This window comes from Alteromonas sp. HB246098, assembly GCF_054890645.1.
In genome coordinates, this window is sequence record NZ_JBTZUG010000010.1 from 23,715 (window position 1) to 48,399 (window position 24,685).

23 protein-coding genes are annotated in these 24,685 nt (G+C 43.0%); 17 read left to right on the forward strand and 6 right to left on the reverse strand.

All coding sequences use genetic code 11. The annotated features are described in order from the left end of the window. The first annotated feature begins 425 nt into the window (after nt 1–425). The 9 genes from ACYTPF_RS17550 to ACYTPF_RS17590 all read left to right on the forward strand — a co-directional run bounded on the left by ACYTPF_RS17550 (nt 426) and on the right by ACYTPF_RS17590 (nt 10,136). Nucleotides 426–992, forward strand: a complete 567-nt coding sequence (locus ACYTPF_RS17550) for a hypothetical protein (protein ID WP_461853108.1) — start codon at nt 426–428, stop codon at nt 990–992. Continuing rightward, complete coding sequence (locus ACYTPF_RS17555; protein ID WP_461853109.1) at nt 989–2,014, forward strand: glycosyltransferase; 1,026 nt, start codon at nt 989–991, stop codon at nt 2,012–2,014. The genes ACYTPF_RS17550 and ACYTPF_RS17555 overlap by 4 nt, the downstream gene beginning before the upstream one ends. Beyond that, nucleotides 2,011–3,051, forward strand: coding sequence for a glycosyltransferase (locus ACYTPF_RS17560; protein WP_461853110.1), 1,041 nt, complete (start codon nt 2,011–2,013; stop codon nt 3,049–3,051). Before ACYTPF_RS17555 ends, ACYTPF_RS17560 begins: the two co-directional genes overlap by 4 nt. Beyond that, nucleotides 3,032–4,075: a glycosyltransferase gene (locus ACYTPF_RS17565; protein ID WP_461853111.1), complete on the forward strand. Its 1,044-nt coding sequence runs from the start codon at nt 3,032–3,034 to the stop codon at nt 4,073–4,075. The genes ACYTPF_RS17560 and ACYTPF_RS17565 overlap by 20 nt, the downstream gene beginning before the upstream one ends. Continuing rightward, nucleotides 4,072–4,908: a glycosyltransferase family 2 protein gene (locus ACYTPF_RS17570; protein ID WP_461853112.1), complete on the forward strand. Its 837-nt coding sequence runs from the start codon at nt 4,072–4,074 to the stop codon at nt 4,906–4,908. Before ACYTPF_RS17565 ends, ACYTPF_RS17570 begins: the two co-directional genes overlap by 4 nt. Nucleotides 4,909–5,186: 278 nt before the next feature. Continuing rightward, complete coding sequence (locus ACYTPF_RS17575; protein ID WP_179984589.1) at nt 5,187–5,738, forward strand: hypothetical protein; 552 nt, start codon at nt 5,187–5,189, stop codon at nt 5,736–5,738. Nucleotides 5,739–5,741: 3 nt separating this feature from the next. Next, nucleotides 5,742–7,505, forward strand: coding sequence for an OmpA family protein (locus tag ACYTPF_RS17580; RefSeq protein WP_461853113.1), 1,764 nt, complete (start codon nt 5,742–5,744; stop codon nt 7,503–7,505). Nucleotides 7,506–7,520: 15 nt separating this feature from the next. Beyond that, the gene (locus ACYTPF_RS17585; protein ID WP_179984591.1) at nt 7,521–8,006 is read left to right on the forward strand and encodes a Rab family GTPase; all 486 of its coding nucleotides are present in this window, start codon (nt 7,521–7,523) and stop codon (nt 8,004–8,006) included. A gap of 9 nt (nt 8,007–8,015) precedes the next feature. Then, a complete protein-coding gene (locus ACYTPF_RS17590) occupies nt 8,016–10,136 on the forward strand; it encodes a putative bifunctional diguanylate cyclase/phosphodiesterase (RefSeq protein ID WP_461853114.1) in 2,121 nt (706 codons plus the stop codon). 84 nt (nt 10,137–10,220) lie between these two features. On the opposite strand, the gene fghA is transcribed toward ACYTPF_RS17590, so the two are convergent. Continuing rightward, the gene (gene fghA / locus ACYTPF_RS17595; RefSeq protein ID WP_269918370.1) at nt 10,221–11,063 is read right to left on the reverse strand and encodes an S-formylglutathione hydrolase; all 843 of its coding nucleotides are present in this window, start codon (nt 11,061–11,063) and stop codon (nt 10,221–10,223) included. Nucleotides 11,064–11,176: 113 nt separating this feature from the next. Between fghA and ACYTPF_RS17600 the strand changes: the two genes are divergently transcribed. Genes ACYTPF_RS17600 through ACYTPF_RS17610 form a run of 3 tightly spaced genes read left to right on the forward strand, consistent with a single transcriptional unit; the run spans nt 11,177 to nt 14,337 of the window. After that, nucleotides 11,177–12,091 carry an acyltransferase gene (locus ACYTPF_RS17600; protein ID WP_461853115.1) on the forward strand — a complete coding sequence of 305 codons (915 nt, stop codon included), beginning with the start codon at nt 11,177–11,179 and terminating at the stop codon, nt 12,089–12,091. Next, nucleotides 12,088–12,981, forward strand: coding sequence for an acyltransferase (locus ACYTPF_RS17605; protein WP_461853116.1), 894 nt, complete (start codon nt 12,088–12,090; stop codon nt 12,979–12,981). The genes ACYTPF_RS17600 and ACYTPF_RS17605 overlap by 4 nt, the downstream gene beginning before the upstream one ends. 3 nt (nt 12,982–12,984) lie before the next feature. After that, complete coding sequence (locus ACYTPF_RS17610; RefSeq protein WP_179984596.1) at nt 12,985–14,337, forward strand: mechanosensitive ion channel family protein; 1,353 nt, start codon at nt 12,985–12,987, stop codon at nt 14,335–14,337. Between the two features lie 136 nt (nt 14,338–14,473). On the opposite strand, the gene ACYTPF_RS17615 is transcribed toward ACYTPF_RS17610, so the two are convergent. Then, nucleotides 14,474–14,665, reverse strand: coding sequence for a hypothetical protein (locus tag ACYTPF_RS17615; protein WP_014950735.1), 192 nt, complete (start codon nt 14,663–14,665; stop codon nt 14,474–14,476). Between the two features lie 359 nt (nt 14,666–15,024). Between ACYTPF_RS17615 and ACYTPF_RS17620 the strand changes: the two genes are divergently transcribed. Both ACYTPF_RS17620 and ACYTPF_RS17625 read left to right on the forward strand, forming a co-directional pair. Beyond that, complete coding sequence (locus ACYTPF_RS17620) at nt 15,025–15,864, forward strand: DUF2884 family protein (protein WP_461853117.1); 840 nt, start codon at nt 15,025–15,027, stop codon at nt 15,862–15,864. 238 nt (nt 15,865–16,102) lie between these two features. Next, on the forward strand, nt 16,103–16,915 hold the full coding sequence (locus ACYTPF_RS17625) for an NAD-dependent epimerase/dehydratase family protein (protein WP_461853118.1): 813 nt from the start codon (nt 16,103–16,105) through the stop codon (nt 16,913–16,915). A 203-nt stretch (nt 16,916–17,118) separates the two neighbouring features. Here ACYTPF_RS17625 and ACYTPF_RS17630 read toward each other — a convergent pair whose 3' ends face one another. The 3 genes from ACYTPF_RS17630 to ACYTPF_RS17640 form a co-directional block, all read right to left on the reverse strand. Next, nucleotides 17,119–18,540, reverse strand: a complete 1,422-nt coding sequence (locus ACYTPF_RS17630; RefSeq protein ID WP_461853119.1) for a sodium-dependent transporter — start codon at nt 18,538–18,540, stop codon at nt 17,119–17,121. A 330-nt stretch (nt 18,541–18,870) separates the two neighbouring features. Continuing rightward, complete coding sequence (locus tag ACYTPF_RS17635; protein ID WP_461853120.1) at nt 18,871–19,596, reverse strand: SDR family NAD(P)-dependent oxidoreductase; 726 nt, start codon at nt 19,594–19,596, stop codon at nt 18,871–18,873. Beyond that, on the reverse strand, nt 19,586–19,981 hold the full coding sequence (locus ACYTPF_RS17640) for a thiol-disulfide oxidoreductase DCC family protein (protein WP_179984601.1): 396 nt from the start codon (nt 19,979–19,981) through the stop codon (nt 19,586–19,588). Before ACYTPF_RS17640 ends, ACYTPF_RS17635 begins: the two co-directional genes overlap by 11 nt. A 257-nt stretch (nt 19,982–20,238) precedes the next feature. Here ACYTPF_RS17640 and msrA point away from each other — a divergent pair, with 257 nt between their 5' ends. After that, complete coding sequence (gene msrA, locus ACYTPF_RS17645) at nt 20,239–20,784, forward strand: peptide-methionine (S)-S-oxide reductase MsrA (protein ID WP_461853121.1); 546 nt, start codon at nt 20,239–20,241, stop codon at nt 20,782–20,784. A gap of 103 nt (nt 20,785–20,887) precedes the next feature. Here msrA and ACYTPF_RS17650 read toward each other — a convergent pair whose 3' ends face one another. Further along, nucleotides 20,888–22,009, reverse strand: coding sequence for a hypothetical protein (locus ACYTPF_RS17650; RefSeq protein WP_461853122.1), 1,122 nt, complete (start codon nt 22,007–22,009; stop codon nt 20,888–20,890). A 249-nt stretch (nt 22,010–22,258) separates the two neighbouring features. Here ACYTPF_RS17650 and ACYTPF_RS17655 point away from each other — a divergent pair, with 249 nt between their 5' ends. Next, nucleotides 22,259–24,124, forward strand: a complete 1,866-nt coding sequence (locus ACYTPF_RS17655) for a metallophosphoesterase family protein (RefSeq protein ID WP_461853187.1) — start codon at nt 22,259–22,261, stop codon at nt 24,122–24,124. Between the two features lie 17 nt (nt 24,125–24,141). Then, nucleotides 24,142–24,678 carry a flavodoxin FldB gene (gene fldB / locus ACYTPF_RS17660; RefSeq protein ID WP_423078905.1) on the forward strand — a complete coding sequence of 179 codons (537 nt, stop codon included), beginning with the start codon at nt 24,142–24,144 and terminating at the stop codon, nt 24,676–24,678. The last annotated feature ends 7 nt before the right edge of the window (nt 24,679–24,685 follow it).

The following is a 24,685-nucleotide window of genomic DNA, read 5'->3' on the forward strand; positions in this document are numbered from 1 at the left end:
AATTTAGTATTTATAGCATCTGTAATTATTCCTCGCCCGCTGCAACATTTTCATCCCATACGTTTCTTCATATTGTCACTCCCACAGTAAATCGGGCTTCTCTGAAGGCTTTGTCCACGCTTATACAGTGGGCACACCTATTGCTTAAGCTCTTTTTGTTTTAGTTCTCTTTGCTTTAGTTGTCTTCACTAAAGTTATCTGTTTCAGCTTTTTGCCGTCACGGTGTAGTTAAAGCATTGAACGTATTTACTGCCTTACATGAGAGGGATATTCACATGGTATTTTTAAGTTCATCAAAAATTAATTCTGAATTAACAAAGTCTGAAAAGTTATTGAAGAAGCTGCCTTACTGGAAAATTTCAGAACGCTTAAAATTAGAGTTAAAACTACGCCATTTAAAAGAACAGCTTCATAAGTAGGTTGATATGGAACATCAATTAAGTGCTATTTTTGTTACTTACGAAATGGTCGAATCTGCTTTACAAAATATTGAAAGGCTGCTTTTATCTATGCCCACTGCAAATATTATTCTTGTAGATAACTCGCCCCAAGAATATAAAGATAAGGACATATATAAAAATACTATAGAGCGTATTACTTCGAAGGTTACTTATTTAGAAAACTGCACGAACTCAAGGTTTACCGCTTATAACCTAGCGCTTAAGACGGTAACTAGCGGAAGAGTGGTATTTAGAACTGATGACGACGTTTTTAACGAGTCAGTCACAGCAAAGGTTGCTAAGGCTTCTTGGCGCGGTTTTGCAGTTACGCCCCATAAGTTCGATGGCCAGCTACAGGTTAAACAGGATCACCAACGCCCCATAGAAACTTGCGTATTTGACCATCACTTTCTTAAAGGTTTATTACCGTTTGAGAACGCTACCAGCGCTGACTGGAAACTTTTAAAGCGCGCATACGATAAACAATGCCCCGAAACATTTGCCGAAGTCATACTTCATAAAATTGGTCATGGCAGAGAAATGACCGCATGAGAATAGCCATAATTGCACATCCCCGCTTTCCTATTAAGTCGCCTTTCCCAGGGGGCCTAGAAGCCTTTATTGCGTCTTTAGTTCCGCAATATAGTGCTCATGCAGAAGTTACGGTCTACGCGCATCCGAGTTCTCAAATCCAGAGCCCAGCTAAACTCGTAACGTTTCCGTTCGATACCGAAGCGCACAAGCAATACCCCGAGCTAATAGAAAATGATTTTTTGCTTAAAGTTATGAACGATATACGGCTTAAAGGCTTTGACGCTGTTCATAACAATGCTATCAGCCCTATTCCAACAGTTTGGGCATGTAAATACGACATTCCCATGCTTACAACCTTGCATACACCACCTTACAGCCGCCTCAAAGCATCGGCAGAACTCTCTTCTTTGTCTCCTTTTGTCCATTACAATGCTGTTTCCTATAGCGTCGCTGAGGCGTGGCAACCCTACATCAACGATACAATAGACGTTATTTACAATGGTATTGAGTTATCCCAGTGGGAAGGTAAAAAACAAACAAAAGATCAGCTATTCAGTTTCGGCAGAATTGTCCCTTCTAAAGGTTTCGACCTGGCGATTAAGGCAGCCAACCTTGTGGGTATAGAGCTCAACATCGCTGGCCCTATTTACGATCAAAACTATTTTGATGACAAGATATCGCCTTTCTTGGGCAAAGCCGTGAACTACTTAGGCCATTTGAATCATATGGAGTTACAAAGCCAGTTAAAGAAATCGCGAGCGGCAATTTTTGGCGTACGCTGGGACGAACCCTTTGGACTTTCTACCGTAGAGGCCATGGCATCGGGTACCCCTGTAGCGGCTTTTAACCGGGGCGCGTTTCCAGAAGTCGTATCTAAAGAAGGTGGCGCCTTAGCACGGGGTAACAATGTAGAAAGCCTCGCCGAAGCTATAAGCGCTTCTTTAGATAAACATAGTCATGATGTTATACATCGCGCTCATAGGTTTCCTTTAGACGCTATGTGTTCCGCTTACCTCGATAAACTGGCACGTGTTTCATGAAGGTTTTAATGGTAACAAGCCCCATCGTATCGTTGAGAGAGCCCTTTAAAGGTGGGACCGAATCATTTGTCGTTAGCCTTGCAAACGGTATGGCTGATGCGGGGCATCAGGTAGATGTTCTATGTAAAGATGCCGACGAAGACAATAAGTTTAATACGCTTCACCTACAAGAGTCGGCTTTTCGTATGACTGACGCCATCACTAGTGAAACTGAAGGTCAAAAGCTCTATCAGGCTGCCCAATTCGGTCTTTTCAATGCGGATGATTACGACGTTATACACTTTCACAGCTATTACCACGCCATGTTTGAATTCGCTTATTTTCATCAAAGACGTAACATTGTGACGCTACACAGCCCTTTGTCCGAACGACTTGCGCTTACGCATAAATTGAACAGTATGAGAAGTGACGATAGGTATGTGGCGGTATCGCAACGTTTAGCTGATGAGTGGTGTTCGACCATATCCACCCCAATTGATGTTGTACAAAATGGTATTAACCTCTCACGACTGCCTCCTGCAGCGCCAAATAAACAGAGCGACTTAGTATGGGTAGGCAGGCTGTGCAAAGAGAAGAACCCCGTAGCCGCCATTCGCGCGGCGAAGCAGCTTAATATTTCGTTGATACTTTACGGCCCGATTAGCGATGAAACGCACTTCAACAACGATATCGCACCGTTATTGGATGCCAATATAAAATACGGCGGGCATCTACCACAGCAAGTACTCTATGAAAGGATCTCTGAAGCTCGTGCCCTCTTTATTACTTCGCTTTGGAAGGAACCCTTTGGCTTAGTAACACTTGAGTCACTAGCGATGGGTACGCCAGTTATAGGAACAACCCAAGCGATTCCCAGCGAGCTTCGTGTGCCTCCTTTAACCCAAACTATAGATCTTGACGACGTAGAATCACTACTAAGTGCCTATCGGGAAGCAGTCAGTATATCGGCAAGCCAGTGCCAAAAGGCAGCCCGACAATTTGATATCTCCAATACTGTTAAGGCATACGAGCGCATCTATGAACAAGCTAAAACCTAAAATCCTTTTTTACATACACCATCATGGCAAAGGTCATTTATCACGAGCGCAGCTGCTGATCCCTATTATTGAAAAATTTGCTCACGTTTCATTAATTATTGCGCAAGATGACTTTTTACCGGCAGTGAAGTGTGCGCTACCAGAAAGGAAAATTGTTACCTTGCCTTCGAAATGGTCTTCATCCGATGTGGGTAAAAAGCGTACTTTCGATACCGCGTTTGAAGGTGTTCCTTTATCTGCACAATCTACTCTACGCGCCAGTTTCTTTGTAAACCATCTGCAAAAAGAGGCTTATGATGGCTTTATTAGCGATGTTTCGGCCGAGCTTACTATTTACGCTCGCGGTGCAGGTATACCCGTTTTAATGCAGCGACACTCGGGAGATATATCTATCGATCCTACTCAGGTTTTCGCATACCAGTGTGCAAATGCTTTATACGCTCCCTACCCACGACAGCTAGAAGCTGATGATTATGCTTTTTTCAACAAAACGTATTTTTTAGGGAGCTTAGTTACAAGTAAGAATAACTCTGCGCACCATTACAACGGCATAAGTATTGTTCACAGTGACCATGAAGTTATCAATGCAATATGCGAGGCTTTACTGCCAATAGAATTGCCTATAACAGCTATTGGTAGTGAACGCTCCAACCTACATCATTTAGAGAAGATTACGTACTACGAACAGGTGAGTGACATAACGCACTCTGCGAACACCGACATAATTTTTTGCAGCGGGGGAAACAATACCCTATGTGAGCTGCTCGCGGCCGGCAAGAAGCTTATTGTTATTCCAGAGCCACGTCCCTATGAAGAACAAACCGCTAAGGCGATAAAATTATCTGATATTAATGCAGCTGTTCACTTGCCAAAAGTTGAGTTGGCCAATGGAGAAAATATCATCAAGGCGCTAAAAGCTTCGAACGATATAAAGACTGACACTATTAACGATATGTTTGATACAAGCTCTTCATCGCAGTGGGAACAAAGCTTTGAAAATTTAATAAGGGAGCATTTTTTATGAGTTTCTCTGTGGTTACGCTAGTAAAGGGTAGAAAAAAACAACTCGAAAACATGCTTGAAAGTATTAAACAGAGCACAATAGTCCCGAGTGAAATCGTAATAGTTTGGATGGAAGAGGAAACACGCAACGCACGCGTTGAAGATGAAGACCTGAACATTAAACAGCTTTATCTGGAAAAAGGAGAACTCCCCTTAGCTAAGGCTCGAAATTTGGGATTTGAAAATACGACTCACGAACGCGTTATATTTTTGGATGTTGACTGCATATGCAGTCCTACTCTTCTTGAAGGATTGCTTAACGGCCTGAAAGACAAAACCATTACCTCTGCATATGCAAGATACCTCCCCTACATTCCTTTGTCTGGCTTGTATACGCAAATTGAACAAGATGCTCTTTCACACCCTAAACGAGCGCAACTTGACGCAAACACACCACTACCTCATAAGAAGTTTTGGTCACTTGTTTTTGCATTGCGCAAGGATGATTTCTACGTCATTGGCGGATTTGATGAGGATTTCACAGGTTATGGTGGTGAAGACACCGACTTTGCAGAGCGATTTAATAAACAGCACTTCGATTTTATTCTCATAGATGATGAAGTCTTACATCAATATCACTTTAAATATTCGCCCCCACTCAATTATTTAGAAGCAATCGTAGAGAACGCTAACCTCTTCTATCACAAACATGGATATTTTCCGATGTATTCATGGCTACAAGAGTTTTGCAAAAGAAGTTATGTGACTTTTGATGAACGTAAGCATAATTTTAAAGTAGTGCGCTTGCCGCACCAATTAGATATCGAGTTAGCTCTGTCTACAAAACCCTACTAGTTAACGCTTTAACTTTTCATTAGATTCGAAGGTCTATCTATCAGCCTCACTTAATAGTGCTTGAAGTATCCTTGCACTATTAAATTATTAACAACCCTCTGAAAAATGTGCTTTTTTTAACTAGGTATTTACCACTATTATGCTTTTAGCGTATTTCAAAATAAGTAATTAGCGGCTATTGTATAAAGTAATAACCGTAATTATTAGCACAAATAAAAATGTGATCGCAGATTACTCGCTATTGAAAGCAAAAGTACTGCACCTTCCGGAGACATTTTATGGCGGACAAGAAGCCGAAGGATCAACAAGCGCAAGACGTACACGCAACACAGAGCGCTCCCCAACCAGCTGACGAACTTGCTCAACTTAGAGAAATATTGTTTGGTCAAACAAACCGTGCTTTTCGCGCAGATCTTTCTGCCCTTGAGTCTCGTGTAAATGAAAGCTTCGCTAAATTAAACACGCATCTTGATAATCAGTTCAGTGATATACGTAAACTTATCGATGATCAGATCTCAGAGCTTTCTAATCAGCTAGCCAGCGCTAATGACAACAACAGTAACGTACAAGAACAGCTTCAGCACACTACCGATAAGCTGCAAAGTGAACTGGAAATTGCTGAAACGTCAGCGAAGAACGACAACGACGCTTTAGAAGCTCATGTAGTGAAAGAATTGGAGTCACTAGACAACTTGTTTAGCAAGCGTCATCAAGAGTTGTTAGAAAAGCTTCAGCAAGTTACTAGCGAGCTTTCAGAGAGTAAAACTGACAGGAAAACACTGGCAAACTTACTTTCAACCATGGCAACCAACCTCGCTACTGATCATTAATTAATGAGTGACAAGGTGCCGTCGTCTGAATTGCCGGACAACTCTCTTGAAAAAGTCAGAGAGCTACTTATTGGACGAGATGACAAATTCGTTCAACAGAAGCTTGATCGCGATGCAAAGGGCTTTGTGAGCAATGTTGTTTCTGAAGCATTATTTGAACGGGAAACAAAAGATGGCTCGGTCAACAAAGTCCTTGTTCCCCTTGTCGAAAAATCTCTGCATCGTTCTATTGAAGCTAACAGTGAAAAGATTGTAGGTACACTTTACCCGTTGGTCGGTACGTTAGTAAGAAAAGCCGTTTCTTCATTTCTCGTTGAGTTTGTTGAGCGCACCAATGCATTAATCGAGAATAGCTTTAGCCCCAAAAGTATCTCGTGGCGCTTTAAAGCCTGGCAGTCTGGCGTTAAGTACTCTGAATATGTTGCTTCGCAAATTTACCAGTATCAAGTTCAACAGCTGCTTGTCATTCATCGAGAAACCGGCACGTTACTTCACAGTATCTCCTCTGATCCGGATAAAGAAAAAGATGCGGATCTCATTTCATCAATGCTTGTGGCTATCAATGATTTTGTTGCAGATGCATTTGGCGTCACCGCTACCGAGTCTGATAACGAGCTGGGCGAGATTAAAACAGAAGATTTTACGCTGCTGATTAAAATTGGCCCTCAAGCGTTACTTGTCGCAGCGGTAACGGGAAGTATTCCTCCTGAGGTTCGCGGTAAGCTTCAGCAGGCTTTGGAAGATTTTCATCAATTTTACCAACAACCATTAGTCAATTATGAGGGAGACAATGCCCCTTTTGACGGATGCGAAACTATCCTTGCGGATTGCTTGGTCAGCGAAAGAAAAGAAGGCGAAGGCAAAAAGTCAAAACGCTTGATAGGCGCTGCCGTGCTTTTGGTAATCTTCACCGCCTTAGCGGTACTTTCTTTCATGCGACTATCGCTAAGTATTTTAAAGAGCGAGCTGCACGAGCTTACGCCTCCCCCTGGTATCATTGTCACCGATACCTATATATCAAATGGCATTGTACATACAAAAGTACTGCGCGACCCTATTTCCACCAGCATTGATCAATGGTTCAGCGACAATGGAATCGATGCAGAAAAGGTCACGGTAATTGAAGAGCCCTTTGTCTCTTTAAAACCAAGTGTGGTAGAGCGTAAACTTGAAACGCTCGTGAACCAGTACCTACTCAACGAGCTTGAAAGCATAACTATAGAAAAAGAGGAAAACCGGAGATTCCTGATATCAGGAGCCGTGTATAATACAACCGCGATAGACCTTACTCAGCAAATAAGCGCAATCCCAGGTATATCAGCAGTTTCCGTAGACACTACTGCCCTAAACGTAAAACCGGCTTATAACGTTGATGATGCTGCGCTTCAAAAAGCAACGTTAAACCGACTCGTTAATAAAGTTTCTTCACAAAATGTACTTTTTGCTACTAACCAAGAAGCGCTTTCTGAAGTACAGTTAGCAAAATTAGAGACACTGGCAAACGATATAAAACAACTATTAATGCTTGCGGATAAAACAAATACTGTTGTGAGTATTATTGTAATGGGTGCCAGTGACAATTCAGGCTCAAGCGCACGCAATCGTGCCTTGAGCCAAAAACGAGCAGAGAATGTTGTGAATTCATTAATTTCACTTGGTGTAGAAAGTGATATCCTTATACCCGTAAGCTTAGGAGAGCTGCCATTGCAGAAGGCATCAATGGGGCGTTCAGTTATGTTAAATGTTTTAATATCCAGTGAGCAATAGTAAGGAAGCTTTGCGGTGATACAGAAAAAAGTTTGTATTCTAGGGCCCACTGGTGTTGGTAAAACAAGCCTAGTAAAGCAGTTTGTCGAAGGTATTTTTTCCGAAAAGTACAAGACAACTATTGGCGTAAAAATAGACAAAAAACAAGTCAATAAAGAAGGGCGAGGTGTTCAGCTTCTCCTTTGGGATTTAGAGGGTATTGATAGATACTGCGGCTTTAATCCCCGCTACCTTCGCGGCGCCAGTGCTTATATTATCGTGGTTGATCAAACTCGCTCTCAATCTTTGCTTGAGGGTATAGAAATCCTTGACCTTGCACGCGAGCATTACCCCGACATTCCCGCCTTTTTCGTAGTGAATAAAACTGACCTCCCCACTAGCTGGCATTGGAGTGAAGAAGAGCTGAATAATTACGCACAGAGATTTTCTTCACTTACTAAAACAAGTGCGAAAACCGGTGAAAATGTAGAAAACTTATTCAGTACAATTGCGTTTTGGTAGGAGAATGCCATGGATATCCATTTATTAAATGCGCTGGGCATAACTAACTGCGCGTTGTTTAAGTGTAACTCTGAAGACGACATCACGTGTTTAACACCGGAACTTCCATGGTTATCGAACGTAGTTTCGCTTGACGAAAACAATAAGCTGCAAAAAAAGCACGTTCCATCGATCTTTTTAGATGATTTCTTTTTCGATGCTGATGAGGTTTGGAAAGGAGAAACGTCGTTCACCCTATCTTCCGGTTTTTGGACCGAACAAAACGAAAATCAGCTTTTGCGTCTTGAAGCCCTGGCTATAAATAGCGGCTCTGGCTCTCGCTATCTGGTGGTCAAGAACGTTGAAGAACAATTTGATGAAAAACAACAGACGCTTCAAGCTGCCCGTGAATTGCTGTTAAGTCACCATGAAATTGTAGGACAGCACGAATACATTAGGCATAGATTAAATAATGTGCTGCGCAAAAACACTCGACTACAAAAGCTCGTGCCGCCTATACAGCAAGCTATTCATAATTTAGAAACGGGTGTTGTTATTTTAGATAATGAAGGGGCGTTAATTTTAGACAACAAAGCTTCACACCGGCTTCTGTTGTGTAATAGCACTACACCAAGCTCTATACGTATCATGGAGCTAATCAAAGATATCGACGCGCCGTCTACTTTTCTACCCGCATTAGTGCAACGTAAAGCACCGTGGCAAGGCGAAATATACTGGCAACCGGTAGACGATTATAAGGTTTGGCTTCAGGTCACTATCCACCCTGTATTACATGGTGAAGAGCTCACCCATTGGGTTTATTTGTTTACTGACATCACGCACATACATAATAAAGAAGAAAGTGTGCTTACTGCCAGCGGCATGGATTCATTAACCAAAGTAGCCAATCGGAATTTGTTCACCGATACGGTAAGACGGTTAGTTCAGGAAGACACTCCTTTTAAGCTATTTATTATTGATATCTGCGATTTCAAAAAGATTAATGAGGCGCTGAGCTACCAATCTGGGGATGAAATCTTAAAATCATTTGCTTTGCGGCTACAGGCCTTTGTTGGGAATAGCGGGTTTATTGCAAGGATTGGCAGTAACGAGTTCGCACTCGTAAAACGCATAGATACGTTTAAAGATGTAAGTAGCAGCGAGTACGTAAAACAGCTTGTGAGCAAGCTAATCAAGACCTACACCGTGCTTAACGGCAGCGAGCCTAATTTAGGTATTAACATTGGTGAAGCAAGTTTTCCGCAAGATTGCTCTTCAGCAGAAACATTACTTCAATGTGCAGATGTCGCACTTCAAGCGGCTAAATATCAGGGCAGAAACATCTCGTTAGTTTACAGCGAAGAGTTGCATAGTCAGCATAATGCTATTTACGAACTTGAATCAGAACTGCGGCGAGCGATTGCAAACAATGAGCTAAAACTATTCCTACAGCCTATTGTTGACCTTTCCAATGGAAAAATCGTCAAGTGCGAAGCGTTAACGCGATGGATAACACCAGAAGGTAAGTTTATTTCGCCGGAAGTTTTTATACCATTAGCAGAGAAAAGTGAGCTTATTTTCCCCTTTGGCGAATGGCTTATTAATGAAGCTTGTGGCGCCATTGAGGCACTAAAGGCATCTAACCTAGATATCAGGTTAGCTATCAATATATCCGGCCGACAAGTATCAGATTTAGCGCTACTAAACCAAATTAAGAATGCCCTGGAAGACCACCAGCTTTTCGGTTCTAACCTATCGATTGAACTTACAGAGAGCGTATTCATTGAGAGCTTGGAAACAGTATCCATATTACTAAATGAACTTAGAGCTATGGGTATTACTGTATCAATTGACGATTTTGGTACAGGCTTCAGCTCACTTGTCTATTTGAAAAAGTTGCCCATTGATGAGCTTAAGATTGACCGCTCTTTCGTAAGCGAACTAGAGAAGAACACCGACGACCAAGCTATCGTTCAGGCGATTCTAGGGCTTGCGAATAATCTAAATATTAAAATTATTGCTGAAGGCATTGAAACGCCACAACAGCAGCAGTTTCTACAGAATCACCAATGCGCATACGGCCAAGGGTATTTATATCAGCGACCCGTTGCGATTGATGAATTCATCTCACTTGCAAGAAAGCTTAAGTAATTTGCAGGCTTTTATGCAAAATAATACAAAAAGCCGGAACTTGTTCCGGCTTTTTAGTGCACTTCTTAGCTTAAATGAACACGCTTAAATTAGGCCCATATGTCCCGCATGGAACTCTAAATGCTCTTCAATAAACGATGCAATGAAGAAATAACTATGATCGTAACCTTCGTGCATATTTAGCGTAAGCTGCGTATCTGATTGCTGCGCAGCATGTACCAGAGACTGAGGCTTTAACTGTTCGTGCAAGAACTCATCTTTTGTGCCCTGCTCTACCAACAAAGGCACACTATGGGTTTTGCTTGCTAACAGCAAAGATGCGTCGTAGTCCTTCCATGCTGCCTTGTCATCACCTAGGTATCCGCCTAGTGCTTTTTCTCCCCATGGGCAATCTGACGGATTCGAGATTGGGCTAAACGCTGATACTGAAACAAATTTGTTTGGGTTACGCATGCCGATAACAAGCGCCCCGTGCCCACCCATAGAATGTCCGCTAATTGCCCGCTCTTTAGTTACAGGAAATTCGCTTTCGATAAGCGCTGGCAGTTCATCAACAATGTAACTATACATGTTGTAGTGTTTGTCCCACGGAGCTTGAGTTGCGTCTACATAGAAGCCCGCTCCTAGACCGAAGTCATAAGCGCCTTCTTCATCATCGGGCACACCTTCACCACGAGGTGAAGTATCAGGTGCCACGATGGCCATACCCAGTTCTGCAGCAAGCTTCATTGCCCCCGCTTTCTGCATAAAGTTTTGATCGGTACAGGTTAACCCCGATAGCCAATATAATACCGGCACCGGCTTTTCTTTAGAGGCAAATGGGGGTAGAAAAATTGCGAAAGTCATATCGCATTGTGTGGTTTCAGCTTTGTGGGTGTAGCGCAAATGCTGGCCCCCAAATGCTTTATTTTCGCCAATTAGCTCCATTTCAGCTCCTTAAATTCGTAAAATTGCACCTTTATTGTGGAATCAGTAAAGGCTCTATCGGATTTTAGATCAAGTTCGTTTACACTAAGCGCCTAATTTTTGAGGTAAGTACAATGGTAAAAGCCCTGTTGCATCATATTGTTGGCACTATTTCGGTTATCTGCTATTTCCTGAATACAGTTTTGTGGTCAACGCCTATATTCATTCTCGCGATTTTTAAATTAATCCCCATAACCCCGTGGCGACGCTTCATCTCTTATTTGCTCGATGCCTGCGCTACCGCGTGGATTGGTGTAAACAACCTTAATCAGCGCATCAGCGGTCGAACCAAATGGCAGGTAAACGGACTAGAAAAACTTACCCGAAATGATTGGTATCTCGTCGTTGCTAACCACCAATCTTGGGTCGATATCCTTGTTCTTCAACGTGTATTCAACCGAAAAATCCCTTTTTTAAAGTTTTTCCTTAAAAAAGAGCTAATTTATGTGCCAATTCTTGGATTGGCATGGTGGGCACTCGACTTCCCATTTATGCAGCGGTATTCAAAGTCTTTCTTGGCTAAAAACCCGCATCTCAAGGGAAAGGACATGGAAACTACACGCAAAGCGTGCGAGAAGTTTCGCAACAAGCCCGTTAGTATTATGAACTTTGTAGAAGGCACCCGCTTTACGCAGGGAAAACACGATAGGCAGAACTCGCCTTTTCAGCATCTTCTTAAGCCCAAAGCAGGCGGGATTGCCTTTGTGTTATCGGCCATGGGTGACCAGCTACATAAATTGATAGATGTCACAATAGACTACCCTAACGGCGTTCCTTCTTTTTGGGACTTCGTGAGTGGCAAAGTGCGCGACATCCGCGTAAATATAAAGGTTATGCCTATTAAAGACATTATGGAAAATGGCGTATTCAACGATAGTTACTTTGATGATCCGCAAGTTCGCGCCCGTTTTCAAACGTGGCTAAATGAACAATGGCACGCCAAAGATCAGCTTTTAGATTCACTTAACGCAACTCAGAAACCATTATGATCCGTGTAGTACTTGCGCCTTTTATTTTTGTTTTGCACACCACGCTGCAAATTCTGAACCTCGCTCTATGGGGCGGACTAATTATTCTACTTGGCTTGGTAAAACTGCTGTTACCAGATGGAAGAATTAGAAGTGCCTGGAACAAGGTTATGCATGCCCTAATGTTTAGCTTTGGGCGTATTAGTGTGCTGTTAATCAGGCTATTTAATAAGGTTGATATTGAGTGTTCGGTTCATGGTGTGCTTTCAAAAAACAGTTGGTATCTGATTATCGCTAATCACCTGAGTTATCTAGATATTATTCTGCTTATTGAATTTGCCACACACCGCATTCCCGCGCCTAAGTTCTTTCTCAAAAAAGAGCTCATCTGGTTACCCTTTGTTGGGTTAGGCGCTTGGGCGCTCGACATGCCCTTTATGCATAGATATACCCGCGCATATTTGGAAAAAAATCCAGACAAGAAAGGCAAGGACTTAGAAACCACTAAAGCGTATTGTGAAAAGTTTAGAACGGTTCCTACTACCGTCATCAACTTTGTGGAAGGAACACGCTTCACAACCCAAAAGCATTTATCTAAGCAAAGCCCTTACGAAAACCTACTGCCACCAAAAGCGGGCGGGGTTTCTTTCACGCTTTCAGCTATGGGTGAGCTATTTACTAACGTGCTAGATATCTCGCTACTTTACCCTGAAAATAAACGTCACCCAATGATGGCAATGCTAAGCGGTCAGATGACAAAAATCGTTATCGACGTAAACGTAACCCCAGTGCCAGAGCTTCAACAAGAATCAGAACGCACTGAGTCTGAGTTTCGTCTTTATTTCCAAAACTGGTTAAATGGTCTGTGGGAAAATAAAGACAACCGTATAAAGAAACTGTTGGAGTCGTAAATAATGGAAGTCAGTGCTTCAGTACGCGATCATTTCATTCATTTGGTTAAAGACGTTTTTCCTAATTTAACCACTGAAGATCCGCTTTACAATTTGCTTGCTCTAGGCTCTATACTATTCGTAGCAATCCTTATCTACGTGGTTGCGCGACTGCTAGTGCGCCCTCAAATAGCCAACTGGGTATATAAGTCGAATAATAAGTGGGATAACGCGCTACAAGAACACGGCTTCTTTAGACGTTTAATGCACCTCTTCCCGGCTCTCTTTATTTACGTTACCACCCCTGTTCTCATTGATGATGAAGCTGTCATTCACGGAATGATGATAAAGAGTGCCCAGCTGTACATGCTGTATAGTGGGCTATTAGCTTTGTATGCCATGCTAAGCACGGTAGAAGATGTCTACAATGCTTCAGCCCTATCTCGGCGCGCCCCTATTACAGGCTTCATTCAGGTAACAAAACTGGCCTTCGCGATCATTACGATACTACTTAGTATCTCGTTGATTGTAGATAGAAGCCCACTGCTTATTGTGTCTGGCTTAACCGCCATTGCAGCTGTTTTACTACTCATCTTCAGAGACACCATTCTAGGCTTTGTTGCCGGCATTCAAATAGCCGCCAACCGCATGTTTAATACGGGCGATTGGATTGCCATGCCTAAGTATGAAGTAGATGGGGAAATACTCGAGATAGGCCTGACCAACGTTAAAGTGCAAAACTGGGACAAGACCATCTCGACGTTACCGACATATAGCCTTACCACTGAAGCGGTAAAAAATTGGCGGGGCATGCAGGAGTCTGGTGGTCGTAGAATTAAGCGCGCAATATATATCGATGTGCACTCTATCAAGCTTTGCGACAACGACATGCTAGAGCGCTTTTCAAAAATTCGTTACATCAATGAGTATGTCGAGAAAAAGAAGAACGAGCTTCGTGCCTATCACAGAGATTATTCTATTGATGAATCGGATCTGTTAAACAACCGTCGCCTTACTAACATCGGTACTTTTAGGGCGTATTTAGAGGCTTATATACGTAAACACCCAGATATTAACCAAGAACTGACTCTTATGGTTAGGCAGTTGCCGCCTAATGAGCTCGGTTTACCTCTAGAAATTTACTGCTTTAGTATTCAAAAAGACTGGGTTAAATACGAGAAAGTTCAGGCAGATATTTTTGACCATGTCATGGCCATGCTAGACCTGTTCGACTTACGCGCTTATCAACGTGATGGGCACTTATCCTTGCTTGCCCATCGTGAACATAGCGTGTTTAACAGCTCTGAAGGAAACGATGCCCGACAGGAACCTGCTCAACACCGTATTGATGACGAAAGTGCCAATACACCAAGATAAGTAAGGGAGCCAAGAGAAGCGCAGGACAAAAGCGAACACAGCCGCAATGACAACGGCTAGTAGAACTTACATCACTGTTGTTTAAGGGCGAAAAAAAACCGGCTGTAATAGCCGGTTTTTTCATAATGCTTATCGCTTAAGCCAGTGCGTAGGCCATCAGTAAGCAAAGTACTAAACCAGTAACGCCAAAAAAACCATACTCGATTTTTTCCTGCATACCTTCAGCACCTGCTTTAGCAGTCATAAAGCCCATAACGATGCTACTTAGCCCTAGCGTAAAGGCAATTAGCGCAACACCAAACATAATTGCATTAATCCAATCAGCCATTGTGATAACCCCTTAAAAATATTGGCGGTATTATGCACCAATAAATAAGATTTAACCATGCTTGGATTGGCTTAAATGTATCGCTATTGGTATTAATTGATCTTAGTCAAAACTACTAATTAATTAGCAATTTCACTAAATAGTGAATTTAAAATTGCTCTAAAAAACCGCTCTCAAAACTTAACCCACTGAAAAATATAAACTTTAAATTTTGGCAAGGCCATTGCTCTAGTAAAGACAGTAAAGATAGTAAAGATATACCAGCGAATAACGCTAGTGTTTATTTGATAGTGACTCTACACCCCATCGCAGCGTTTAGAACAAAGTTAATGTGTTACACCTAAATTAAGGAATGAACAATGTCTAACAAACTACTACTTTCTGTTGCCGTTACCAGTGCTTTGATAAGTGGCCACGCATTCGCGCATGACACAAGCTTTCAGAACAACAGTTGCGACATGGAGCTAGATGGCCATATTCAGTATTACCAAGGCGACCTCACGGTTCAGATGGACAATGGTTCAGTAATGACCATTGATGCTCAACACAATATGACCATTAATGGCCAGTCAGTTTCGCTAGACAGAGAACAGCAACGTTGGGTAAGTGAATACTACAACAACATTGATATTGCTATTCCTATGACTCTTACCATTGCCAGTGAAGGACTGCAAATTGCCAACGTAGCAGTAACTGAAGTGTTTACTGAACTGCTGGGCGGTGACCAAATGGGTGATGATTTCAATGAATTGTTCAACTCACTAGAAACTAAATTAAACACCTCATTTTATGATGACGCGGGCAATATTCGCGTAGATTCTACGAAATTTGACGAGCCAGGCTGGTTTGACGAGAGCTGGGAGCAAGAGTTTGAAACACAAATTGAATCTTTGATCAGTGAATCTATGGGCCGGATTCTTATCGCGGTTGGCACACAAATGCTGTGGGAAGGTGGTGATATGTCTGAGTTTGAACAAAAGATGGAGCGCTGGGGTGAAGATTTAGAATATCGCTTGGAAAGCCAAGCCGCTTCGCTGGAAGAAAAAGGCGAGGCTTTGTGTAAAGTGCTGAAGAAAGCCGACTATGCGGAAGGTAAAATGCAGGCATCTATATCAGGGCTTGATGACTTGAACCTGCTGGATATTGATCACAGAGATCACCATGAGCAACACGGCCACAACGACGAAATGAAAATGTAGTCGAGTAATTTAGCGAACTAAACCCGCTACAACAAACTACTTACCTTTCTGTATCACTTATTTTGAAAACCGACTGAAAAACCAGTCGGTTTTTAGTTTTTATACCGCTCGCTATTTAACTTTTGAATATTTCACCTCTTTCAGATTTCTGCTTTTTCAGTTAATGGTAGGCATATTAACGACATCCGCACCCCGATTGATGTACTCTTAAGCCCTAAACAAAAGGGGAATTTAATCGATGACTCAGAATGTAGTAATTAGTGGCTATGGCTGGTTAGCCGGCTATGTAGGCAACGCACTGGCAGGTAAGGTCAATATTATAGGCACTACTCGAAGCCAACAGAAACGCCTCGCGTTAAAGGAACAAGGTGTCACCGCCATAGAATATGCACTGGGCGATGATACATCAGTACTATGTAGCCACTTACAAAACGCGACGTTATTGTTAAATATTCCCCCTGGTAGAAGAAACACTAACCTCGAATCATTTACTGAAAATATGCTGCGACTTATTGATGCTGCACTAAGCGCAGACGTCGCGCACATTATTTTTATCAGTACCACATCGGTTTACGGCGATGACACGAATAACGTCCTTACGGAACAAAGTGACACGAACCCACAAACTGCGTCGGCGAAAGCCCACGTGACTATTGAAAACCATTTAATGTCTAAGCGAGACCAAACTAATATCAGTATTGTTCGCTTAGCGGGTTTAGTAGGTCCAGATCGTCACCCAGCTCGTTCATTAAGTGGAAGACAGTTGGATGCAGGAAATAAACGAATTAACCTTGTCCATGTGCACGACATCGTGTCTGCGTTAACCTCAATTATTTGCGACAAGCCGCTAAACGACGTTATACACCTTTGCAGCTTATCTCACCCTAAGCGCGGTATTTATTATGTAGATGCAGCTAACGCGATGGGTATAGACACACCACACTTTTCTGATACAGAAGCTCAACCTGGCGGCAAGGTTATCGACGCTGCGCAAAGTTGGGAAAGGCTTAACATTACGCCTACCTATGGTGACCCCTATAGCATGTTTTAAGGCTTATGCTTGTATGTTTACTTAGCTCGCTAAGACGGTTGTAGATTCATTGAGGTGTATTCGCTAATAAGTTGCCAAAGAGCGGTGAATTAAGAGCTAATCGCTAAAAGAAACAAAAACGGCAAGCCTCAGGCTTGCCGTTTTTTTATCCGAATTTACTGCTAGCACACAGCAAATACACTAGTTTTGTATGGTGAACATGCTTAACCGAACAGGCTTACACCAAAGTATTTCACCGCCACCGTGTTTACAAAAATCACAAGTAGAATTAGCGGAATAAAGGTTTTCAACGAAACATCCACATACTTTTCAAACCAGCTGCCTTTATAGCCGCTGCTGCCTTCTTCCAAAGAAGCATTAAAATTAGCACTCTTCCAGCGATAAATAACGAACAAGCAAATTAGCAAGCCGTTTAACGGCAAAATAGTGTCGTAGAATACATCGTAAATTACGTCAAACAGCGATTTATCTGCGCCTGCGTAGTGCATAAATGACGTCAGCATATCAACTTTACCAAACGACAGTGCACTTAGAATTGCCAGCACAATCATAATGCTACCTAAAGAGCCTAACGCCCATTTACGGCTCACGCCTTTTTCGTCCATTAGTGCTGCAACTGGTACTTCAAAAATAGACACTAGAGACGTAATTGCCGCAAAGAACACGAGTAGGAAAAACAGGCTCGCGACTATCGAAGCGCCCATATAGCCTATGGAGTCTTGTAGTGCTAAGAAGATATTAGGCAGATAAGTAAAAATCATACCTACAGACGATTCACTTAACTCATCAGGGTTAATATCTGGGTTAAAAGAGAATATGGCAGGAAGAATCATTAAACCAGCGGTAAAAGCCACAGCGGTATCGGTTAATGCAACAAGCTTTGCTGCGCTTGGTACATCCGCACGTTTATCGATGTAACTACCGTAGGTGATAAGAATCCCCATACCCAGCGATAGTGAGAAAAAGGCTTGTGACAATGCGCCATTGACCACTTGCGCCGTAATTTTTGAAAAATCAGGAACAATATAAAACTCAACACCAGCCATTGCATTTTCGCGGGTTAGTACGAAGATAACAAGGCCGATAAGCATTACGAAAAGTGCTGGCATAAGCAGCTTCGCCGCTTTTTCTATCCCCTCTTTTACACCACCTTGAAGAATAAGGTAAACCACACCAACAACAGCAGCCATGTAGACGAAAATAGACTCTGAATTAATAAACACCCCAAATGTATTGGGGTCTGCTAGTTTGTCTAAGTTTCCGCTAACTGCTTCAAATAAATAGCCAAAAAGCCATACAGTAATAACCATGTAGAAAACCGCAATCATAAACGGCGTAGCAATCGCAAACCAGCCTGCAAGTTTCCACTTCTTTTCGTTACCACTGATAGCGCTGTATGCGCCTAATGGGTCTTTTTTAGCATGGCGGCCCACTGACATCTCCGCCAGCATAACCGGTAAACAAATAGCAAAAACAAAAATGGCGTACATTAAAAGGAATGCCCCACCACCGTTTTTAGCTGCACCGACAGGGAAACCCACCAAATTACCAATGCCCACTGCAGAGCCTGCAGCAGCCAATATAAAACCTATGCGCGATCCGAACTGTTCTCTGGCCCCGCTCATATCCATTCCTCTTGTTGAGTTATTGTTATAACAGTTCGCTTGTCACGCCTTATGACATACAAATTAGCCTTGTATAAAACAATCACTTTTTTGCACTCACAATTTGTACTTGTTGTTCGTTCTTGATTCTCGTCGGAATCAAGCCGAGCGAACTGGTATTATTTATTATTAGGATGGCGTTTGTTGTTATGACTCACGTGTGGCGTCAACGCGTTGTATTGCTACCTCTATGGGCGTATCAATACGCTGCACCATTCCCAAAATAGCATGGTAACAGCAGTGAAATAAAAAGTCTTGATGTTGAACTTGCTGAAACGATGATAGACCGTATCACCAAGTTACCACTTCACCATTCCAGTCAATAAAACGGCAAGCTTGCTCCCGATCAAGCGCTGAAAGGTGGTGAACAAGCTGTTTGGCGGTAAACTCTGGTGTAAAGAGTTTTTTAGCGGCTACATTTTTTTGGAATGGCTTCGACAGTCCTGTATCAACAGTACCTGGGTGGTAGCATACCAGCATGACATCTTTTAATCTGCGCTTGTACTCTACCGATGCTGTTTTAACAAACATATTGAGCGCGGCTTTCGATGCACGGTAGCCATACCATCCGCCAAGCCCGTTGTCTGATATGCTCCCTACTCTCGCGCTTAGGCAAACAAGGGTAGACCCTTCTTTACTCATAACATTGACTAAATGCTTAAGCCATATAGAGGGAATAATGCTATTTGTCGCGAAGTACGCTGTCAGGGCTTCCTCACTGACATCTTCTAAGCGTTTTTCGGGGTGAATACCATCGTTTTCGTTATGCAAAAAACCGGTTGTTATTACTACCGTATTTAACACAACGTCTTGCTCAGCGAGTTGTTTTACAAAACCGCTAATGTGCTTATCATCCTGTTCAGAAATTTGATGATACGAAACATTCTCTAGGTTGTTACTTTCAGTTACAGCTGCACGACTTACTGCAAACACCTTTGCGCCTGCACTGCGATATTGTTCTATAAGCGCAGACGCTATACCGCCAGATGCGCCCACTATCAGTACGTTACTTTCCATTCGGCTCTCCCGGTACACAGCGGTCGCACTGGCGCTTTTTACCCGTTAAAAGGTAAGAAATGGTATATCTATGTTTTGCGAATACATTGTAGAAAGCATCGGCGGCATAACGAATAACAGGCCAGCGAAGCGGAGCATAAATCCAGCCCATACCCACTGCTTTCCACGCTTCATGGGTAACATCAAGTCCGGTAATTAGGGTGCCGTCTTCACGAAGGCCATGAATTCTGGCGTTAAGCGCATGCCAATCCATGGTTGGATAACGACTTGCAAAATCAGGGGCCTGAATGTCGACCAGTGTGAGTTTGTTATGTTTGTCTCTTTTGCGTAGATGACGCATTTCGGCTATGCACAAAGGGCAATAACCATCATAAAAAATAATCACTTCTACCTACCTCTGCCACTTACGACGCTTATCGCTTGAAGACAATTTCGCCCATGCAAACATGGAAAAATATAGATTAGAACGCGTTTGCCGTGCACTATCAGCGCTCTTATCGTGTTAAGTTTAAAACCGTTTCAAGCCGTCGCACGTTATTCTTATTTAATATTCGTTTATACGATAAAAAAATACGCTTGGATGACTTGTGTTGTGACCTAGGGGCACCCACACTACAAGCAAAGATTAAGAGAGGTTTTATTATGGCAAATTTACAAGTGGCCACTTTAGCAGGCGGATGCTTCTGGTGTATCGAGTCCGCGTTCAACACTGTCGAAGGCGTAGAAAAAGCAATTTCTGGCTATGCTGGAGGTGAAAAAGCCGATCCAACCTATGAAGAGGTATGTACGGGAAATACTGGCCATGCAGAAGTGGTACAAGTAACGTTTGATGCAGACAACATCAGCTACCGTGAAATTTTAGAGATTTTCTTCGCGCTACATGATCCTACTCAGCTAAACAGACAGGGTAATGATGTGGGTACTCAGTATCGCAGCGCAATCTTCTATCACAACGATGCTCAAAAAGCGGAAGCTGAAAAAATTATTGCACAAATCACAGAGGAAGAAATTTGGCCCGACCCGGTAGTCACTGAAATAGTAGCCGTGAATAACTACTATGACGCCGAAGACTATCATCAGGATTATTTCAAAAACAATCCGCAGAACCAGTATTGCTCTATGGTGGTTGCACCTAAGCTTGCAAAATTCAAAAAGACTTTTGCTTCTCGCCTTCGCAGCGATGCATAAGTAAAGTCAGCTTTTTTAGCGGCGTTTACAGATAGGCTAAAACGAAAGGGTTGCTTGGTAGCAACCCTTATTCGGTTTGAAGGTCATCTTGAGTAGATAGACGCTAATCAAACCAAACGTCATTGATTTCTATCGGAAACAGTAACGGTGCTAAATCTTCATAACGCGTCTTATGCGCCTCACATGTCGCATTTTTCATGTAATTCTTTTCCCACGGATCGTTAATTATCCATAGCGTACTATCAATAGTGACTAACCCTTCCATTGATGAATTATCCATCGTGTACTGTTCACAACTCTGGTCACTGGCAACATCAAAAATAATGGGAATGCGCTTTGTTGGCTTGCTGCCAGTGGTATCAATTACCCATAATTCATTGTCGTTTCTTGCAGCGCCAAATAAATATGATGCGCCTGTTGAGTGCGTATATAAAGCCAAGCCATTTATGGGGTGATTACCCGAGGTAAACGAAGGAAGCTGTAGGTCTGGTTCGCTCACGGTCGCAAAATCGCTCGATGAGAAAAAGTCCTTATCGACAGACAATGTAAAGACTCGTGGCTGTCCCGCTTTGTCTTTTTCCAATGCCAAATACAAAGTGCCGTCTTCTGCCATAGTGAGGCCTTCAATGCCATCATTGGGGAAGTTCCCTACTTCGAACTCTTTCGGAAATTGTATTGGACGTACGTCTGACATTTCAACATCACCATTGTCCTTGCGAGTTAATTTAACCAATAGGGTTGGGTAGTCTGTAGAGCCTGTATCTTCGTACTTGGTTTCACAACGAGGGCTTAAGGCGCCAGTACGGGTAGCGTCTTCTGTGACGGTATAGATGACATTAGCATCTCTAGGGTCTACCGCTAACGCTTCTAAATCTGGCTGTTCGCTTAAGTAGCCATAAAAGCAGCTTCGACGCACGCTCCTTGAGAATGAAAAGCGCATACTAGACGCGCTTAGCGTTGCCGTGTCTGGTGAAATGCTATGTAACTTCAACTGCTGCGTAGCATCCGCGCTTGCATCTGCAATGGTTACTAGCTGTCCGTCTAGCACTACTAGCCCTGATGTTTGGGGGTCAAACATCACTTTTCCAGATTCATCGAGGATCCACTTCCCTACCGTTGTTTCTGTCAAATCGGTGGGTTCTGGACTAATAATGACATCTTTGGGCTCACTGCATGCGGTGACCAGCATCGCGGTTAAAACGGTGGCAGTTAAATATTTAAGCATAATATGAAGTCCCCTCTCGACTCACTAGAGCGAGAGCAAAAGCTAAAACTGAAAAAATTGTAAGGGAGTATATCGAGCATACCGTTTATGCACAAAAAAGAGTAAGGTTATAGCGGTTATTTACATTAGCGACTGCCTTTGTATCTGTAAAACACAATAAAGATCGTAAAGCGCCTCAATATAGGTGCGAAAAAAGTGTTTTAGCTAGCAAAACGAGTATTGAAGGAGAAAGCCATTCCTACGCAGCACTTGCCCCAAGTCATAGCAGGGCCAATAGTTAGAAAAGTGACGCCTACTGAAAGCCATATATGGGTAGTCACCAGTAACGCCGAAGCACCATCGCTGAAACTATCGTCTTGTGACCATACAATAGCGGGTGAGTGTCAGAGTGAAACTGTACGCGTAGGCTCTTATGCTTTCATCCATCTAATCTCTTTTTACGCCGCTGATCCTTTTAAAGACAGAGCGCGCATTAGCTATCAACTGTTATTTGACGATTCGTCTGCGCAAGCCGCATGGGAAAAAGAAGAGCGCGCAATACTCTACGATGGCCAGCCCTCGCCAAGCTTTCACTACACCGAAACACCCGAAACTATTTTGCACGGCTCTTGCCGCAAGCCCCACTTTCACGAAGATGATGCGCTGGCGCAGGTTGACGTGCTTCATAAGAACGCATTTGAAAAAGATAAGAATTTCCCCGATCTTTTGTTGATGACGGGGGATCAAATTTACGCAGATGATGTAGCAGGGCCTATGCTTAAAGCCATTCACAGTGTGATAGAGCGTTTAGGCCTTTACCACGAAGCGCTTGAGGGCGCAGTGGTGGGTAATACGAGTGAACTTGCAACTCATGAATTTGGGTTTTATGAACGTGAACAGCTTCTGCCGCAAATAGCGACCAACACGGTACTATCTTCAATTTTCTTTGGCGCCAAGAAAAAGCCTGTCTTTACGTCGGTAAATGCACAAAACCATTTAATTGGCAGTGCAGAGATCATCGCTATGTATTTGCTGGTGTGGTCCGATACGCTTTGGACCAGCGTATCCATAGATAAAAATGGGATCCCAGAAAAGTACTCAAACATTTTCGATAAAGAGAATGACGCGCTTACCGGGTTCGTTAAGCAATTACCCCAGGTACGCCGAGCACTAGCGCACATTCCTACCTATATGATCTTTGACGATCACGATGTTACTGACGATTGGAACTTAACACGGGGTTGGGAACAAGAAGTGTATAGCAGCCCTTTATCAAAACGCATGATCGGCAATGCTCTCATTGGCTACTTGCTATGCCAAGGCTGGGGCAATGCGCCTAAAAAAGTCGCGCCGCTGATCGCAAAAGTACACGAATCGATAAGTGAAGATGGCTTCACTGCACACGATGAAGTTATAAGCGATCTTTTAGATTTTGATCAATGGCATTACCGCTTAGATACCACGCCTCCTATTGAAGTATTAGACACACGAACACAGCGCTGGCGCAGTGAATCAAATATGAACAAGCCTTCGGGCTTAATGGATTGGGAAGCGCTGTGTGATTTCCAGCATTCTATTATTGGCAAAGAATCTGTCATCGTTGTCTCTGCTGCCCCCATCTATGGGGTTAAAGTTATTGAGGCCATTCAAAAAATATTCACGTTTTTTGGCAAGGCGCTCACGGTTGATGCAGAAAATTGGATGGCCCATAAAGGTACTGCCAACGTTATGTTAAACATATTCAGGCACTACAAAACCCCGCCGGAATTCATTATTTTGTCGGGAGATGTGCACTATTCCTTTGTGTACGATGTGCGTTTACGCTTTAGGCGAAACAGCCCCCATATTACTCAGTTCACCTGCAGCGGATTGAAAAACGCGTTCCCGGATGGACTCATTAAGTGGCTAGATAGATTGAACCGTGTGCTTTATCGCTCCAAGTCGCCCCTGAACCTTTTCACAAGACGTCGGAATATGTCGGTAAAAGCACGGGAACCTAGCAAGGGTTATGGCGAATTATTCAACGGTTGCGCCATCGGCGTATTAAAAATTTCACAGAAAAACGCCGATGTTCAGTGCAAAGCTTTGTTGAGCAACGGTAAAGAGGTAGAATTCCCAGCTTCTAAAGACGATTAGTTCAAAAGAGGTATCTAATGAGTGATAGCGCACTGTCCATCGGATTATTTTACGGCTCAACAACCTGCTACACCGAAATGGCGGCAGAAAAGATCCAAGCGCAGCTCAATAGCCTTTTTGACGAAGACATTGTTGACCTTCACAACATTAAAGATGTAAACCTGACGCGCACGGCCGAATACGACATCATCATATTTGGAATTTCGACCTGGGATTTTGGTGAGCTCCAAGAAGATTGGGAATCTCACTGGGAAGAGGTTCACGGCTTAGATTTAGCAGGTAAAACCATTGCACTATTCGGGCTAGGCGATCAACTCGGTTATGGAGAGTGGTTTCAAGACGCATTGGGCATGCTTCACGATGCGATATTGCCAACAGGCTGCAACATCGTGGGTTACTGGCCAAACGAAGGCTACGAATTTACTGCCTCTAAAGCCTTGACCGAAGACAAGACCCAGTTTGTTGGTTTATCCCTAGATGATGAAAATCAATACGACAGAACTGATGCTCGCATAGAAGCATGGTGTGAGCAATTACTGGTCTCAATGGCTTAATCCCCTT

Coding starts and splice junctions, on each gene's coding strand:
- ACYTPF_RS17550 (WP_461853108.1), top strand. CDS start 426: ATGGAACATCAATTAAGTGCTATTTTTGTTACTTACGAAATGGTCGAA.
- ACYTPF_RS17555 (WP_461853109.1), top strand. CDS start 989: ATGAGAATAGCCATAATTGCACATCCCCGCTTTCCTATTAAGTCGCCT.
- ACYTPF_RS17560 (WP_461853110.1), top strand. CDS start 2,011: ATGAAGGTTTTAATGGTAACAAGCCCCATCGTATCGTTGAGAGAGCCC.
- ACYTPF_RS17565 (WP_461853111.1), top strand. CDS start 3,032: ATGAACAAGCTAAAACCTAAAATCCTTTTTTACATACACCATCATGGC.
- ACYTPF_RS17570 (WP_461853112.1), top strand. CDS start 4,072: ATGAGTTTCTCTGTGGTTACGCTAGTAAAGGGTAGAAAAAAACAACTC.
- ACYTPF_RS17575 (WP_179984589.1), top strand. CDS start 5,187: ATGGCGGACAAGAAGCCGAAGGATCAACAAGCGCAAGACGTACACGCA.
- ACYTPF_RS17580 (WP_461853113.1), top strand. CDS start 5,742: ATGAGTGACAAGGTGCCGTCGTCTGAATTGCCGGACAACTCTCTTGAA.
- ACYTPF_RS17590 (WP_461853114.1), top strand. CDS start 8,016: ATGGATATCCATTTATTAAATGCGCTGGGCATAACTAACTGCGCGTTG.
- fghA (WP_269918370.1), bottom strand. CDS start 11,063: ATGGAGCTAATTGGCGAAAATAAAGCATTTGGGGGCCAGCATTTGCGC.
- ACYTPF_RS17600 (WP_461853115.1), top strand. CDS start 11,177: ATGGTAAAAGCCCTGTTGCATCATATTGTTGGCACTATTTCGGTTATC.
- ACYTPF_RS17605 (WP_461853116.1), top strand. CDS start 12,088: ATGATCCGTGTAGTACTTGCGCCTTTTATTTTTGTTTTGCACACCACG.
- ACYTPF_RS17610 (WP_179984596.1), top strand. CDS start 12,985: ATGGAAGTCAGTGCTTCAGTACGCGATCATTTCATTCATTTGGTTAAA.
- ACYTPF_RS17615 (WP_014950735.1), bottom strand. CDS start 14,665: ATGGCTGATTGGATTAATGCAATTATGTTTGGTGTTGCGCTAATTGCC.
- ACYTPF_RS17620 (WP_461853117.1), top strand. CDS start 15,025: ATGTCTAACAAACTACTACTTTCTGTTGCCGTTACCAGTGCTTTGATA.
- ACYTPF_RS17625 (WP_461853118.1), top strand. CDS start 16,103: ATGACTCAGAATGTAGTAATTAGTGGCTATGGCTGGTTAGCCGGCTAT.
- ACYTPF_RS17630 (WP_461853119.1), bottom strand. CDS start 18,540: ATGAGCGGGGCCAGAGAACAGTTCGGATCGCGCATAGGTTTTATATTG.
- ACYTPF_RS17635 (WP_461853120.1), bottom strand. CDS start 19,596: ATGGAAAGTAACGTACTGATAGTGGGCGCATCTGGCGGTATAGCGTCT.
- msrA (WP_461853121.1), top strand. CDS start 20,239: ATGGCAAATTTACAAGTGGCCACTTTAGCAGGCGGATGCTTCTGGTGT.
- ACYTPF_RS17650 (WP_461853122.1), bottom strand. CDS start 22,009: ATGCTTAAATATTTAACTGCCACCGTTTTAACCGCGATGCTGGTCACC.
- fldB (WP_423078905.1), top strand. CDS start 24,142: ATGAGTGATAGCGCACTGTCCATCGGATTATTTTACGGCTCAACAACC.